The organism is Nonomuraea muscovyensis (assembly GCF_014207745.1).
GTDB lineage: Bacteria > Actinomycetota > Actinomycetes > Streptosporangiales > Streptosporangiaceae > Nonomuraea > Nonomuraea muscovyensis.
The window spans coordinates 1,860,726-1,874,651 of the sequence record NZ_JACHJB010000002.1 but is presented as its reverse complement, the minus strand read 5'-3'; the positions used below and the strand labels follow the sequence as shown (position 1 = coordinate 1,874,651).

The window sequence follows — 13,926 nt, the reverse complement described above, 5'->3', positions numbered from 1 at the left end:
AGGTACGAGGCGAATGTCGGCCAGAGGTCTGATGAAGACCGGCCTACGGAGATGGGACGATCGGTGGGGGATTCATCCCCGAGCATCCCAGCAGGACGGATTACGATGTCAGACTCAGAGTTCCCCCTAGTCCAGTTCATGCGCGAGGGCTTCGACCCGGTGGTGGAGCTGGCCCGCATCCAGACCGAGCAGCCGGTCTTCCCCATGGAGATCCCCGGGGGGCAGACGGTCTACCTGGTGACGCGCTACAACGACGTGCGGACCGTACTCGGCGACCATGATCGTTTCAGCAACGACTTCGGCAACGTGATCGGCCTCGGCTCCACCCAGGAGGACCCGGGCGGGCTGGGCTTCCGCGACCCGCCCGAGCACACCCGGCTGCGCAAGTACCTGACGCCCGAGTTCACCATGCGCCGGCTGCGCAGGCTGGAGCCGCGCATCGAGGCCATGGTCGAGGAGCACCTCGACAAGATGGAGGCCCAGGGCTCACCGGCCGACCTGGTGGAGTCCTTCGCGCTGCCCATCCCGTCGCTCGTCGTCTGCGAGCTGCTCGGCGTGCCGTACGAGGAGCGGGCCGGCTTCCTCAAGATGAGCACCGACCGCTTCGACTTCACCGCCGGGCCCGAGGCGTCGCTGCAGGCCATCAACGACGCCATGACCTACCTCACCGAGCTCGTCGCCCGCGAACGGCTCGACCCGGGGGAGGGCCTGCTCGGGCACCTCCTGCGCGAGCACGGCGACGAGCTCGACGACCGCACACTGGCCAGCATGGCCGACGGCATGCTCACCGGCGGCCACGACACCAGCACCAGCATGCTCGCCCTCGGCACGCTGTGGCTGCTCGAGAACCCCGAGCAGGCCGCCAAGGTGCGCGAGGTCGACGGCCACGTGGTGCAGGTCGTCGAGGAGCTGCTGCGCTACATGTCGGTCGTGCAGGTGGCCTTCCCCCGCTTCGCCCGCGAGGACCTGGAGATGCACGGCCGGCTGATCAAGAAGGGCGAGATGGTGCTCTGCTCGCTCGCCGCCGCCAACCGCGACCCCAACCTCGGCGGCGACATGAACGAGGTCAAGCCCTACCGCGACACGGCCGGCTCCCACCTGGCCTTCGGCCACGGCATCCACCGCTGCATCGGCGCGCCGCTGGCCCAGATGGAGATGCGCATCGCCTTCCCGGCGCTGCTGCGCCGCTTCCCCGGCCTGCGCGTCGCGGGTGAGGTGCCGTTCAGGAAGCTCGCCATCGTCTACGGCGTGGAGAAGCTACCCGTCGCGTGGTGATGGGGTTACGTTCACAGGTGTGAACGCACCCGTCATCGACCTGACCACGATCAGCGCCGTCGTGTTCGACACCGACGGCGTGGTCACCGACACCGCCCGCGGCCACGCGGCCGCCTGGAAGCACGTCTTCGACGTGTTCCTGCGCGGCCGCTCGGCGCCCTTCGACATCGAGGCCGACTACCTGTGCCACGTGGAGGGGCGGCCGCGACTCGACGGCGTCCGCACCTTCCTCGCCTCACGCGGCATCGAGCTGCCCGAGGGCGCGCCCGACGACGAGCCGGGCTCGCCCACCGTCCACGGGCTGGGCCTGGCCAAGGACCGCCTGTTCGTCGCGCAGGTGGACAAGTACGGCGTGGCCGCGTTCCCGTCGACCGTGGCACTGCTGCACGAGCTGCGCCACCGGGGCGCCCGCACCGCGGCCGTCTCGGCCAGCCTGCACGGCCGCAAGCTCGTCGCGTCGGCGGGCGTCCTGCACCTGTTCGACCTGGTGGTCGACGGCGGCGACGCGGCCCTGATGAACCTGCCCGGCAGACCCGACCCCGCCCTGTTCCTGGAGGCCGCGCGCCGGCTGGCCGTCCCCGCCGCCAGGTCGGCGGTGATCGACGCCGCGCTGCCCGGGATCGAGGCGGGCCGCAAGGGCGGCTTCGGCCTGGTCGTCGGCGTCGACCGGCCGGTCCGGGCGCCCGGCGCCGGCCTCGCCGTCGGCGGCGACGGCCGTGGCGACGAGCTGCGCGAACGTGGCGCCGACGTGGTGGTGGCCGACCTCGGCGAGCTGGAGGTGCGCGGCAGGGTCCTACCCTGGAGCCCGTGACGGTGCTCATCGACCCCCCGCAGTGGCCCGGCCCGCGCGGCCTCATGTGGTCGCATCTGGTCAGCGACCACTCCCTGGACGAGCTGCACTCCTTCGCCGGGCTGCTCGGCGTGCCGGGGCGGGCGTTCGACCGCGACCACTACGACGTGCCGGAGACCGTGCACGCCCTGGCCGTCTCGCTGGGGGCGCAGGCGGTCAGCTCGCGCGAGCTGCTGCACCGCCTCATCGCCGCCGGCCTCCGGCACCGCAAACGCCGCTGACCCGGCGGCCCGGGTTGCTTTCCCGGGCCACCCGTGGCCGCCGGACGGGGCGTCAGCCAGTGGGAGGCGGGGCGGCCGCGGTGAGGGCGGCCAGCTCGGCGCTCATGTTCGCCCGCGCCCGCGTCTCCCACAGCTCGTACGCCCGCGGGGTCCGGTAGAGCCGCGGCGTGGCCAGCAGCCGCCGCAGCACCCCCGCCCTGCCCTGGCGGAACAGGTCGCCGGGCACGTGCGCGTACTCCTCGCGGACCCGGGCCGCGTAGTCGCCGTACCCGTCGCCGCCCAGCACCGACAGGTCGGCGTCGCACAGCACGGCCCCGTCGGCGTCGCCGGGGGCCAGCCGGTCGTGCGCGGCCGTCAGCCGTACCAGCCGGGCCACCGCGGCGACCCGCGCGGCGGGCACCCCGCAGCGCGGCAGCCGGGCGAGTGCCAGCCACGCGCTGCGCTCCTCGTCCCAGCCCGGCCTCCCGTCGTAGACGGCGTCGTGGAACCACGCCGCCAGCCGCACCGCCACCGGGTCGGCCGCCTCGGCCTCCAGCCGGTCGATCGCCGCGAGCACGGCGGCCAGATGGTCCAGCGTGTGGTAGCGGCGGTGCGGCTCCGACCAGCGGGCGACCAGCTCCGCGCCCAGGGCCGCGGCGGCGGGGGAGCGGCCCGCCAGGGCGAGCCAGCGTGTCTGCATGCCGCCACCCTAGACATGCGGCCCCCCAACCGTGCGGCCCCCAGTCGTGCGGCCCCCAACCGTGCGGCCCCCAACCGTGCGGCCCGCCAGACACGCGGCCCCCAGAGTCTGCGGCCCCCGGCCGTGCGGCCGGGCCGGTGGGGACTAGCGGGGTGCCAGTTCGGGGGCGGGCCGGTCGGGGACGCCGGTGCGGCCGAGGTCGGCGCGCCGTCCGGCCTCGGCGCCGTCGTGGTAACCGGTGCCGCTGGTCCGCGGCACGCTGAGCCGGATGCGCGGGTAGCGGGCCGCCACCGCCCGCTCCACCTCCGCCCGCCGGTCGGCCAGGACGAGCGCGGTGCCCGTCGCGGGAGCCTCGGCGTCGGCCCGCTCCTCGGCCAGCCGCTCGGCCTCGCGCAGCAGCCGGTACACCTCGTCGGTGAACCCGAGCAGCCACGAGCGCCGGTAGGCCCGCGCCGCCCCGCCGCCCGCCTCCGGCGGACGCACCCGCGCCAGCCCCGAGGCCATCTGCAGCAGCAGGGAGGTGGCCAGCACGTCGGCACGTTCGAGATCGGCGGCGAACCCGAAGACGTGCACCCGCTGCCCGCCGTCGCCGTGCCCGAGCAGCAGCGGGCGGCAGCGCAGCGCCTGCGCGACCAGGCTCACCAGGCGGGCCTTCTCCCGCGCCCACGGCGGCGGCAGCGTCACGATCCGGTCGCCGGGTGCCTGGCGCGGACCGGCCGGGGCGAGGGAGTCGATGCCGTGCTTGGCCATCAGCGCCGACGCCGCCGCCATGAACGTGGCGCGCTCGTGCTCGTTGTCGGTGCGCTCGGCCTTGGCCAGCAGCTTCCTGACCCGTTCGAGTGTGCGCTCCCTCACCTACGGCCCTCCGCCCGCGCCTAGGACTTGGTCAGCACCCGCCCGTCGGCGTCGATGGCCGGGAATGCTCCCGTGTCGACGATGCCGTGCTGCTGGAACAGGGCCTCGATGAGCGCGTGCGCCTCGGGCTCCAGCTTCCACAGGGCACGATACTGGCGCGCCGTGGCCAGCGAGATGCCGATCTCCTGGGCGATGTCGACGGTGCGCGGCACGATGCCCTTGGCGATCTGCCGGTCCCAGTAGGCGCGGGCGGCCCGCATCAGCGCCGCCCGCTGGGCCGTGTCGACGACCTGCGGGGTGGTGTCGAGCACCTCGACGTCCTCGTCCTCCTCCTCGACCAGCTCGGCCAGCGCGGGCGGCAACTGGGGGCGCGCCGGGACGGGGCGGTGGTCGGCGTTCGGCTCCCACGGCACGCGCGGGTCGGCGTCGATGAGCGCGGAGGTGTTGTACAGCGCGGCGATCTGCGCGAGCAGCGCCTCCTGGCGGGCCGGGTCGACGGCCAGGCCGGTGTGCTCGACGGCCTGGTCCATGGCCTTGTCCAGTCTGGCCAGCGCGGCGCGGACCTTGCGCTCCGGCGCGCCCTGCTCGCGCAGCGCCTTGGCCTTCTTGGCGGCCAGGGCCACGCGGGTCAGCCGGCGGTGCGCGTCGACCTCGCTCGCGGTGCGGTCGCTGACCTCGGCCAGGCCCACCCGGACCAGCAGCCGCTCGGGGGTGAGCCGCCAGTTGATGCGGCCGGTGCCGCGGATGCGGTGCCGTTCGATGGCCATGCCGCGCTCCCACAGCCAGGCGGCGACCAGCGGGGCCGCCAGCCGGAAGACCGCCTCGGGCAGGCTGCGCGCGTCCATGCTCGACAGGACCGCCGTCAGGCAGGTCAGCGCCCACACGGCGATGCCGTCGATGCCGGCGGAGAAGTTCTCGCGCATGTTGCGGCGGGCCCGTACGGCCGAGGTGATGATGGCCACCTCGATGAAGGCGAACAACAGCAGCCGCAGCGGCCCGTCCAGGCCGAGCACGTCACCGGAGAAGAGCCACATGCCCTGGGCCGACACGGCGGTCGCGATGGACGCGGCCACGATGGTCAGGACGTCCTCGACCGGGCGGGGGGTGACGTAGCGGCGCCACAGGAAGCAGGTGGCCCGCCAGGCGATCCTGAGCAGCAGGAACGCCAGGCCGAGCGCGACCAGGCCGAGCAGCGCGATGACCGCGGTGGCGGCAGGCTTCTCCGTGACGAAAGTGGCGATTTCCTCGAATGTCGGCATCTGTCACTATCCGTGAGGCTCAAACTCCAGGGGGATTCGACAGATCATCGCAGAATGTCGCCACCTTGTACGCCAAACAGCCGCTCCAGCCCCAATTTCCGCAGGTGTCACCCCAGAGCCGACGACACCAGCGCTCGGGCCTCCTCCTGCACCTTGGCCAGATGGTCGGGGCCCCGGAACGACTCTGCGTAGATCTTGTAGACGTCCTCGGTGCCCGACGGGCGGGCCGCGAACCACGCGCTCTCGGTCGAGACCTTCACCCCGCCCAGCTTGGCGCCGTTGCCGGGCGCGGCCGTCAGCACCGACGTGATCGGCTCGCCGGCCAGGCTGGTCGCCGTCACCTGCTCGGCCGCCAGCCTGCCGAGCACCGCCTTCTCCTCGCGCGTGGCCGGGGCGTCCACCCGGGCGTAGGCGGGCTCGCCGAACCGCTCGGTCAGCTCGCGGTAATGGGCGCTCGGCGACCTGCCCGTGACGGCGAGGATCTCCGAGGCGAGCAGCGCCAGGATGATGCCGTCCTTGTCGGTCGTCCACACCGAGCCGTCGCGGCGCAGGAACGACGCCCCGGCGCTCTCCTCGCCGCCGAAGCCGAGCGACCCGTCGAGCAGCCCCGGCACGAACCACTTGAACCCGACCGGCACCTCGAACAGCCGGCGCCCCAGCGACTCGGCCACCCGGTCGATGATGCCGCTGCTCACCATCGTCTTGCCCACCCCGGCGTCGGCCGGCCAGCCGTCGCGGTGGGAGTAGAGGTAGGAGATGGCCACGGCGAGGTAGTGGTTGGGGTTCATCAGGCCGCCGTCGGGCGTGACGACGCCGTGCCGGTCGGCGTCGGCGTCGTTGCCGGTGGAGACGTCGAAGCGGTCGCGGCCCGCGACCAGGGAGGCCATCGCGTACGGCGACGAGCAGTCCATCCGGATCCTGCCGTCCCAGTCGAGCGTCATGAACCGCCAGGTCGGATCCACCAGCGGGTTGACCACCGTCAGATCGAGCCGGTGGCGCTCGGCGATCTCCCCCCAGTAGGCCACGCTCGCCCCGCCCAGCGGGTCGGCACCGATGCGCACCCCGGCCGCGCGGACGGCGTCGAGGTCCACCACGGAAGGCAGGTCGTCCACGTACGAGCCGAGGAAGTCGTAGCGGCCCGCCTCGTCCACGGCCCTCGCGTAGGTCACCCGCCGCACGCCCTTCAGGCCGGCGGCCAGCAGCGCGTTGGCCCGGTCCTGGATCCACGACGTGGCGTCGGTGTCGGCGGGGCCGCCTTGCGGCGGGTTGTACTTGAAGCCGCCGTCGGCCGGCGGGTTGTGCGACGGCGTGATCACCACGCCGTCGGCCAGGCCCGCCGAGCGGCCCCGGTTGTGGGTGAGGATCGCGTGCGAGACGGCCGGCGTCGGCGTGTAGCCGTCGCGGGAGTCGACGAGCACGGTCACCTCGTTGGCCACCAGCACCTCCAGCGCCGAGACGCGGGCCGGCTCGGACAGCGCGTGCGTGTCGATGCCCAGGAACAGCGGCCCGTCGACGCCCTGCTCCGCCCGGTACTCGCAGATCGCCTGGGTGGTGGCCAGGATGTGGTCCTCGTTGAACGCCGTGGCCAGGGACGACCCACGGTGCCCCGACGTGCCGAACGCCACCCGTTGCGCCACCTCGGCCGGATCCGGGTGCAGGCTGTGGTAGGCCGTCACCAGCCGGGCGACGTCCACCAGGTCGGCGGGCTGGGCGGGCTGTCCTGCGCGGTCGTGGGTCATGGAATCCACCTTACAAACGCCGCAAACGACGCCTCGGCTAGACTCGCGCCGACACGAACCAGAATGGAGTTCGGTATTCATGCGCATCGGACTGACGCTCAACGAATCCACCGGCCCCGAGCCGCTGCGTGACCTGGCCGACGCGATCGCCGCCGCGCACGCCGACGGCTTCGCCTCCGCCTGGCTGTCGAACATCTTCGGCCTCGACGCGATCACCGCCCTGGCCGTCGCCGGCCACGCGACGCCCGGCATCGAGCTCGGCACCGCCGTGGTGCCCACCTACCCGCGCCATCCGGCCGTGCTGGCCCAGCAGGCCATGACGGCCAACGCCGCACTCGGCGGCCGGCTGGCGCTCGGCATCGGCCTGTCGCACCGGCTCGTCATCGAGGACATGTACGGCTACAGCTTCGAGCGCCCCGCCCGGCACATGGCCGAGTACCTCGACATCCTGCTGCCCGCGGTCCGCGGCGAGCAGGTCAGCTACCAGGGCGAGACGCTCAAGGCCAACATCCGGCTCACCACGCCCGGAGCCGGCCTGCCCGTGCTCGTCGCCGCCCTCGCCCCGCGCATGCTCAGGCTCGCCGGCTCCCGGACCGCCGGCACCGTGCTCTGGATGACCGGCCCCAAGACCGTCGCCGAGCACGTCGCGCCCGCCATCACCGCCGCCGCCGAGGAGGCGGGCCGCGACCGCCCGCGCATCGTCTGCATGCTGCCCGTGTGCGTCACCGACGACCCCGCCGCCGCCCGGGCGCGCGCCGAGCAGATCTTCGCCGTGTACGGGCAGCTCCCCTCCTACCGCGCCATGCTCGACCGGGAGGGCGCGGCGGGACCCGGCGACGTGGCGATCGTCGGCGACGAGGCGAGCGTCCGGGCGCAGATCGACGAGCTGGCCGAGGCCGGCGTGACCGACTTCGGGGCCGCCGTCTACTCCGCCCGCGAACGCACCCGCGACCTTCTCAGGAGCCTGCTCTGACCTGGGACGTCCCGGCGCGTCGGGGGCGTGATCGGGAGGCATCCGAATAAACTCCCGCAAGGTGAAACGCTTGCTGAACGGCATAGACGTGTCCAACTGGCAAGGCAGGGTCGACTGGGCCGCGCACGCCCGCGCCGGAGTCGCCTTCGCGTTCGCCAAGGCGACCGAGGGCGGCGACTTCACCGACAAGCACTTCGCCCGCAACTGGGAGGGCATGCGGGAGAACTGGATCGTCTGCGGCGCCTACCACTTCGCCCGCCCCAAGGGCGACGCGGCCGAGCAGGCGCACCACTTCCTGCGCGTGCTCAAGGAGGCGGGCGGGTTGCGCCGCGGCGATCTGGTCGCGCTCGACCTGGAGACCAACGACGGCCTGCGTCCCGAGAGGGTCGCCCGGCACGCCCGCCGCTGGTGCAGCCACGTCGAGCGGCACGCCGGCATCCGGCCGATCATCTACACCTTCCCGGCGTTCGCCCGCGGCGGCCACTGCGCCGGGCTCGGCGACCACCCCCTGTGGATCGCCGACCCCGACCGGCCACGCGGGCGCCCGGTGACGCCCGGACCGTGGCGCGAGTGGACAATCCACCAGTACGATCACAAACCGCTCGACCGGAACATCTTTCTCGGCAGCCGTCAAGGGCTGACGAGGCTGGGCTTCGACCCGCGATAGCATCGATGTTCACCGGCGAACGCGCCGCGGGGCGCCCACCGGCCGGAACATCCACCACACCCGCACACCGACCCACAGGGAGCAACCGTGTCAGCCGAGCTACGCATCACCCTCGCCGGAGCCGAGCGTGTGGTCGCGGCCGGCACGACGGCCGGTGACGCGCTCGAGGCCGACGGCCGCACCGTCATCGCCGCCCGGGTCAACGGCCAGCCGTGCGACCTCGCCCACCCGCTCGCCGACGGTGACGTGGTCGAGCCGATCGACGTCTCCAGCGAGGAGGGTCGCGCGATCGTGCGCCACTCCACCGCCCACGTCATGGCCCAGGCGGTGCAGGAGCTGTTCCCCGACGCGAAGCTTGGCATCGGCCCGCCCGTCGACAACGGCTTCTACTACGACTTCGACGTCGCCCAGGCGTTCCACCCCGACGACCTCAAGCGTGTCGAGAAGCGCATGCGCGAGATCGTCAAGCAGGGGCAGCTGTTCGCCCGCCGGCCCGTCACCGACGAGCAGGCCCGCGAGGAGCTGGCCGCCGAGCCGTACAAGCTGGAGCTGATCGGCCTCAAGGGCGGCGCCGCGGCGGAGGAGGCGGTCGAGGTCGGCGCGGGCGAGCTGACGATCTACGACAACCTCGACCCCAAGAGCGGCGAGCTGCGCTGGAAGGACCTGTGCCGCGGCCCGCACGTGCCGTCCACCCGGTCCATCCCGGCGTTCAAGCTCATGCGCTCCGGCGGCGCCTACTGGCGCGGCAGCGAGAAGAACCCGCAGCTCCAGCGCATCTACGGCACCGCATGGGAGTCGCGCGACAAGCAGGACGAATACCTCAAGCTGCTGGAGGAGGCCGAGAAGCGCGACCACCGCAAGCTCGGCGCGGAGCTGGACCTGTTCAGCTTCCCGCCCGAGCTGGGCAGCGGGCTGCCGGTCTTCCATCCCAAGGGCGGGATCATCCGCAAGGAGATGGAAGACTACATGCGCAGGCGGCAGGGCGAGGCGGGCTACGAGTTCGTCAACACCCCGCACATCACCAAGTCGACGCTGTTCGAGACCTCCGGTCACCTGCCGTGGTACGCCGACGACATGTTCCCGCCCTTCGAGCTGGAGGGCGTCGAATACCGCGTCAAGCCGATGAACTGCCCGATGCACAACCTGATCTTCCGGGCGCGCGGGCGGTCCTACCGTGAGCTGCCGCTGCGGCTGTGCGAGTTCGGCTCCGTCTACCGCTACGAGAAGTCGGGTGTCGTCCACGGCCTGACGCGGGTGCGCGGCATGACGCAGGACGACTCCCACATCTACTGCACGCGCGAGCAGATGGTCGGCGAGATCAAGAGCCTGCTCACCTTCGTGCTCAGCGTGCTGCGCGACTTCGGCCTGTCGGAGTTCTACCTGGAGCTGTCCACCCGCGACGACTCCGACAAGTTCATCGGCGACCCGGCCGACTGGGACGAGGCCACTGCGGCGCTGCGCCAGACGGCCGAGGAGTCGGGGCTGGAGCTGGTCGACGACCCGGGCGGCGCCGCCTTCTACGGCCCCAAGATCTCGGTGCAGGCCAAGGACGCGATCGGCCGCACCTGGCAGCTGTCCACCATCCAGCTCGACCTCAACCAGCCCAAGCGGTTCGAGCTCGAGTACCAAGCCGCCGACGGCAGCCGCCAGACGCCCGTCATGATCCACCGGGCGCTGTTCGGCTCGATCGAGCGCTTCCTCGGCGTGCTCACCGAGCACTACGCGGGCGCCTTCCCCCCGTGGCTGGCCCCGGTGCAGGTCGTCGGCATCCCGATCGCCGACGCGCACGCCTCCTACCTTCAGGACGTCGCCAAGCGGCTGCGTGAGCGGGGCATCCGGGTCGAGGTCGACACGGCCGACGACCGGATGCAGAAGAAGATCCGCAACGCCCAGAAGGCCAAGGTGCCGTTCATGCTGCTGGCGGGCGACGAGGACATCGCGGGTGGCGCGGTGTCGTTCCGCTACCGCAGCGGCGAGCAGAAGAACGGCGTGCCGGTGGACGAGGCTGTCGCCGAGATCGTCGACGCGGTCGAACGCCGCATCCAGGTCTGACCACCCCGGCAGGCCGCCCGGGGTGAGCGCCGCCGGCCCGCACCGGGCCGGCGGCGGCGCCCGACCCAGACATGCCTGTCAGACATGCCTGACCAGATGTGTCCGACCAGACATGACTGAGCAGGCGTGCCAGGCAAGGCGCGCCCGATGAGGTGGGTCAGCGGGTGTAGAGGCGGAAGGTGACGGCCGGCCGGCCGCCGAAACGGTCCGCCTCCTGGCGCACCGCGTCCTCGACGAACGCCCGCGCGTACGCCTGCGGGTCCTCGTCGGTGAGGGCCTCGATGTAGGCGCGGTGCTCCAGCAGCGAGCGCACCCCCCGCTCCAGCCCCGCGGTGACGTCCACCGCGTGGGTGGGAGAGGCGGTGGCGGCCACGGCCATCCAGCGCACTCCGTCCCACGGCTCGCCGCCGACGCCGGGGAAGATCCACCGGTTGCCCGCGTCGGCCGCCGCGTCCAGCGTGGCCCTGCCGACGGCCCGGTGGTCGGGTGTGTTCCAGGCGATGCCGCCGGGCCAGGTGTCGTCGAAGTTCAGCGTGATCAGCAGCTCCGGCCGGTGCCTGCGGATGGCCGCGGTGATGTCACGCCGCAGCCGCGGCCCGTACTCGACCACCCCGTCCGCGTGGTCGAGGAACTCGACGCTCGACACGCCCACAGCGGCGGCGCCGGCCCGCTGCTCGCACTCGCGCAGCGGTGCCGCCTTCTCCGGGGTCAGGCCGTCGATGCCGGCCTCGCCGCGCGTGGCGAGCAGGTAGGAGACCTCCCGTCCCTCGGCGGTCCACACGGCCACGGCCGCCGCGCAGCCGTACTCCAGGTCGTCGGGGTGGGCGACGACGGCGAGCGCGCGCCGCCAGTCACCGGGCATGGGTGCGAGCATGCGCTCACCCTAGCGAGGCGGCAGGCCGGCGACAGTGGGCGGCGGGCGCTTGGTCCGGCCGGGCACGGTCCAGGCCCGCCTGGACCACACCCGACGGCGTCGCGCACGGACACCGTACGCGACCTTGACGCGGGAGTGGCACCCCCTTGCAGCCGAGGCATGTTCACCCGTGTGTGGCTGACTTCCACGCGCTCGATCGCGTCGCGCTCGCCGAATTCCGCGAGATCGGGCGATGACCGTGATGTGACCTGGTCGCGACCCGGCCCTTGGGCAGTCGGCGTCAGGACGGCAGCCGCATGATGCGGAAGAAGGCGGGCAGCAGCCATGGCCGGGGGCCCGGCACGATGACGTCTCCGGTGAGCGCCGCCCTTGCCTTGCTGATCCGGCCGAACAGCATCAGGTTGAGCGTCACCGGGTCGAAGAGGATGCGGGCATCGGCCGGCTCTCCCGGCCGTTCGACGGTCACCAGGCCGTTGTCGATCACTATGGCCCGGGTGACCGTGTACGGGGAGGCGAACTCCACGGCGACACGCCGTTTCGGCCAGGGGCCATGACCGTCGAGCAGCCGGCCGTAGCCGTAGTGGGTGACGCCGATCGAGGATGCCGGGCGCGGACCCCTGGCTTCAGCCATGGGGGTAGGCCCGGCGCGGGAGTGCCCGCCAGGGGGTGAGCGTGCATTGACGGGAACGGGCTGCGGCAGCGCGCCCGGCGCCGGTATGGGGGGTCGTGGTCGAACATGTGAGTGATATCCAAGCTCGCGGGGGAGGCCGAGGCAGGATCTCCTCACCGCCGGGAGGGCGGAGTTCGCGCGGCCCGGACCGGGTGTGCGGGCTGGGGCGTGGAAACCCGTGGGAGCGGGGCCGGAAGGTGAATCGCCAAGCGACAGCGTCGCGACCATGCGCGTGGCCGCACGGTTGGGACGGCTGGAATCCCCCGGATTCATCCGTGGGAGCGCTTCAAGAGGAACAGGTCGAAGAACAGGGCGGCCTCTCGCGCAGGCACCGGCCAGCGCGTCCGCACCGTCCGGGCGATGTCCCGGCCGTGGATCTGCAGCTCGTTCAGCAAGTGAGGTGCGTGTCAGCTGCCACTTGGCGTCCGTGATCGCCACGATCATGCTCGTTTCACTCTCCTGCCGGCCATCAGTCTCCGGTGAGCCGCTCCGGCGAGAGGCGCGATGGCGAAGGCCAGAAGCGCCAGCACGGCCAGGAACAGGAACGCCGTGAAGATCCATTCGGTTGAGCCGTCCGGCCCGTACACCCGGTTGGGCAGCCCGACGTCGATCGCCCCGGTCCGCCCGCCCGCGCGGTGGGTGGCCCGGTCGCTGCCGGCGAAGGTGACTCCCGTGCGACGGACGACGCCGTCATGGGAGCTGAAGTCGCCGGTCCAGGCGCAGCTTTCGTGGCCGGGGTGCCGAACGCAGTCCAGGCGCCGCGCGGTGAAGGTCCCGGGCCGGCCGTCGCCGCCGGCGAGCCGCAGCGCCGGGCCGATCGCGGGGAACGTCCAGGTCAGCAGGAGAGCGGAGACGAGCAGCAGGACGACGGTCAGTGGCGGGAACGGGTGCCGCCGTCTCATGCGGTTCGCAGCGCGCAGTCGCAGCGCATGACGGCGCGTTCGGCCTCGCGCGGCCTGCGGTGCAGCAGCATCGCCACCACCATCGGCGCGAAGACCACGGCGTTGTAGAACAGGTGCAGCTCGACACGGGGGATCAGCAACTGCACGACGCTGGTCGGAACGGGCCGGCCGGCCAGGTTCGTGCCGGACAGTGCCTGCAGGAGCAGGAGCAGGTGCTCGACGTGGTGCCAGAACTGGAGCCCGAGCGCGATGTTCCACCAGGTCCGGGAGCGACCGGTGAAGCCCGCCCGCAGCATGATCAGCCCGGCGAGCATGACGAGGGCGTACCCGTAGTGCATCCATTCGGAGGTGACGAGCCACGGGAACGCCAGCCCGAGCACCCCGCGCGCCTCCGGGATCGGCCAGCCGAGCGCGTAGATCTGGATCGCCTGCATGACGTGTTCCGCCCAGTGGGCGATGACGACCACCAGGAAGAGCCCGAGGGCGGCTCTGTGGTGCCGCTCGTTGAGCTGCCGGCGGCCGGCGACGGGGATGGACATGGTGATCTCCTCACGGTGGTTTCTCCGGTGGTGGACGCCTGTGCCGCGGGCACGAGCCGCACGCCGACCGCGCCGGCGTCGATGCACAGCGGCAGCTCGGTGAGGCTTTCGAAGCACCGGCTGTTGGCCGGCGGCCCGGCGTCGGCGGTTTCGACGCCCAGCGTCTTGCAGAACGTGGTGACGAGCAGCCTGGCGGCGGGGTCGTCGCCCGCGATGGGGACGGTCACCAGGGTGGGCGAGCGGGTGTGGGTGGCGATCCATCGGGCGGACCGGCAGTTGGCGGCTTTCACGACGGCGCAGCCGGGCAGTGCCGTGGCGATCCGCAGATCCACAGGTCGGTCCTCCCAGGCTGCCGAGATGGGGGAGTAGCG

General features: G+C 72.5%; 15 protein-coding genes. 7 read left to right on the top strand and 8 right to left on the bottom strand.

Annotation, left to right across the window (positions count from 1 at the left end; all coding sequences use genetic code 11):
* Window positions 1–105 precede the first annotated feature (105 nt).
* The 3 genes from FHU36_RS25450 to FHU36_RS25440 are packed head-to-tail and all read left to right on the top strand — an operon-like array spanning window position 106 to window position 2,346.
* Window positions 106–1,275, top strand: coding sequence for a cytochrome P450 (locus FHU36_RS25450; protein ID WP_185086370.1), 1,170 nt, complete (start codon window positions 106–108; stop codon window positions 1,273–1,275).
* A 19-nt stretch (window positions 1,276–1,294) separates the two neighbouring features.
* Window positions 1,295–2,086 (top strand): HAD family hydrolase, encoded by a 792-nt coding sequence (locus FHU36_RS25445; RefSeq protein WP_185086369.1) that lies wholly within the window; start codon window positions 1,295–1,297, stop codon window positions 2,084–2,086.
* A complete protein-coding gene (locus FHU36_RS25440; protein WP_185086368.1) occupies window positions 2,083–2,346 on the top strand; it encodes a DUF4031 domain-containing protein in 264 nt (87 codons plus the stop codon). The genes FHU36_RS25445 and FHU36_RS25440 overlap by 4 nt, the downstream gene beginning before the upstream one ends.
* Window positions 2,347–2,398: 52 nt before the next feature.
* Here the strand turns inward: FHU36_RS25440 and FHU36_RS25435 are convergent, their stop codons facing one another.
* The 4 genes from FHU36_RS25435 to pgm form a co-directional block, all read right to left on the bottom strand.
* Complete coding sequence (locus FHU36_RS25435) at window positions 2,399–3,025, bottom strand: HD domain-containing protein (RefSeq protein WP_185086367.1); 627 nt, start codon at window positions 3,023–3,025, stop codon at window positions 2,399–2,401.
* A gap of 144 nt (window positions 3,026–3,169) precedes the next feature.
* Window positions 3,170–3,880: a DUF2786 domain-containing protein gene (locus FHU36_RS25430; RefSeq protein ID WP_185086366.1), complete on the bottom strand. Its 711-nt coding sequence runs from the start codon at window positions 3,878–3,880 to the stop codon at window positions 3,170–3,172.
* 20 nt (window positions 3,881–3,900) lie between these two features.
* On the bottom strand, window positions 3,901–5,139 hold the full coding sequence (locus FHU36_RS25425) for a hypothetical protein (RefSeq protein ID WP_185086365.1): 1,239 nt from the start codon (window positions 5,137–5,139) through the stop codon (window positions 3,901–3,903).
* 107 nt (window positions 5,140–5,246) lie between these two features.
* Window positions 5,247–6,878, bottom strand: coding sequence for a phosphoglucomutase (alpha-D-glucose-1,6-bisphosphate-dependent) (pgm, locus tag FHU36_RS25420; RefSeq protein ID WP_185086364.1), 1,632 nt, complete (start codon window positions 6,876–6,878; stop codon window positions 5,247–5,249).
* A 79-nt stretch (window positions 6,879–6,957) separates the two neighbouring features.
* Between pgm and FHU36_RS25415 the strand changes: the two genes are divergently transcribed.
* The 3 genes from FHU36_RS25415 (at window position 6,958) to thrS (ending at window position 10,570) form a co-directional block, all read left to right on the top strand.
* The gene (locus FHU36_RS25415; RefSeq protein ID WP_185086363.1) at window positions 6,958–7,851 is read left to right on the top strand and encodes a TIGR03564 family F420-dependent LLM class oxidoreductase; all 894 of its coding nucleotides are present in this window, start codon (window positions 6,958–6,960) and stop codon (window positions 7,849–7,851) included.
* Window positions 7,852–7,912: 61 nt separating this feature from the next.
* Window positions 7,913–8,518 (top strand): glycoside hydrolase family 25 protein, encoded by a 606-nt coding sequence (locus FHU36_RS25410; RefSeq protein WP_185086362.1) that lies wholly within the window; start codon window positions 7,913–7,915, stop codon window positions 8,516–8,518.
* 87 nt (window positions 8,519–8,605) lie between these two features.
* A complete protein-coding gene (gene thrS, locus FHU36_RS25405) occupies window positions 8,606–10,570 on the top strand; it encodes a threonine--tRNA ligase (protein WP_185086361.1) in 1,965 nt (654 codons plus the stop codon).
* A 157-nt stretch (window positions 10,571–10,727) separates the two neighbouring features.
* Here the strand turns inward: thrS and FHU36_RS25400 are convergent, their stop codons facing one another.
* From FHU36_RS25400 to FHU36_RS25385, 4 genes are all read right to left on the bottom strand, one after another.
* Complete coding sequence (locus FHU36_RS25400; protein WP_221496568.1) at window positions 10,728–11,444, bottom strand: PIG-L deacetylase family protein; 717 nt, start codon at window positions 11,442–11,444, stop codon at window positions 10,728–10,730.
* 280 nt (window positions 11,445–11,724) lie between these two features.
* The gene (locus FHU36_RS25395; protein WP_185086360.1) at window positions 11,725–12,075 is read right to left on the bottom strand and encodes a hypothetical protein; all 351 of its coding nucleotides are present in this window, start codon (window positions 12,073–12,075) and stop codon (window positions 11,725–11,727) included.
* Window positions 12,076–12,554: 479 nt separating this feature from the next.
* Complete coding sequence (locus tag FHU36_RS25390; protein WP_185086359.1) at window positions 12,555–13,016, bottom strand: hypothetical protein; 462 nt, start codon at window positions 13,014–13,016, stop codon at window positions 12,555–12,557.
* On the bottom strand, window positions 13,013–13,555 hold the full coding sequence (locus FHU36_RS25385) for a hypothetical protein (protein ID WP_185086358.1): 543 nt from the start codon (window positions 13,553–13,555) through the stop codon (window positions 13,013–13,015). The genes FHU36_RS25390 and FHU36_RS25385 overlap by 4 nt, the downstream gene beginning before the upstream one ends.
* Before the next feature lie 15 nt (window positions 13,556–13,570).
* On the opposite strand from FHU36_RS25385, the gene FHU36_RS25380 reads away from it, so the two are divergent.
* Window positions 13,571–13,924 carry a hypothetical protein gene (locus FHU36_RS25380; protein ID WP_185086357.1) on the top strand — a complete coding sequence of 118 codons (354 nt, stop codon included), beginning with the start codon at window positions 13,571–13,573 and terminating at the stop codon, window positions 13,922–13,924.
* Window positions 13,925–13,926: the final 2 nt, after the last annotated feature.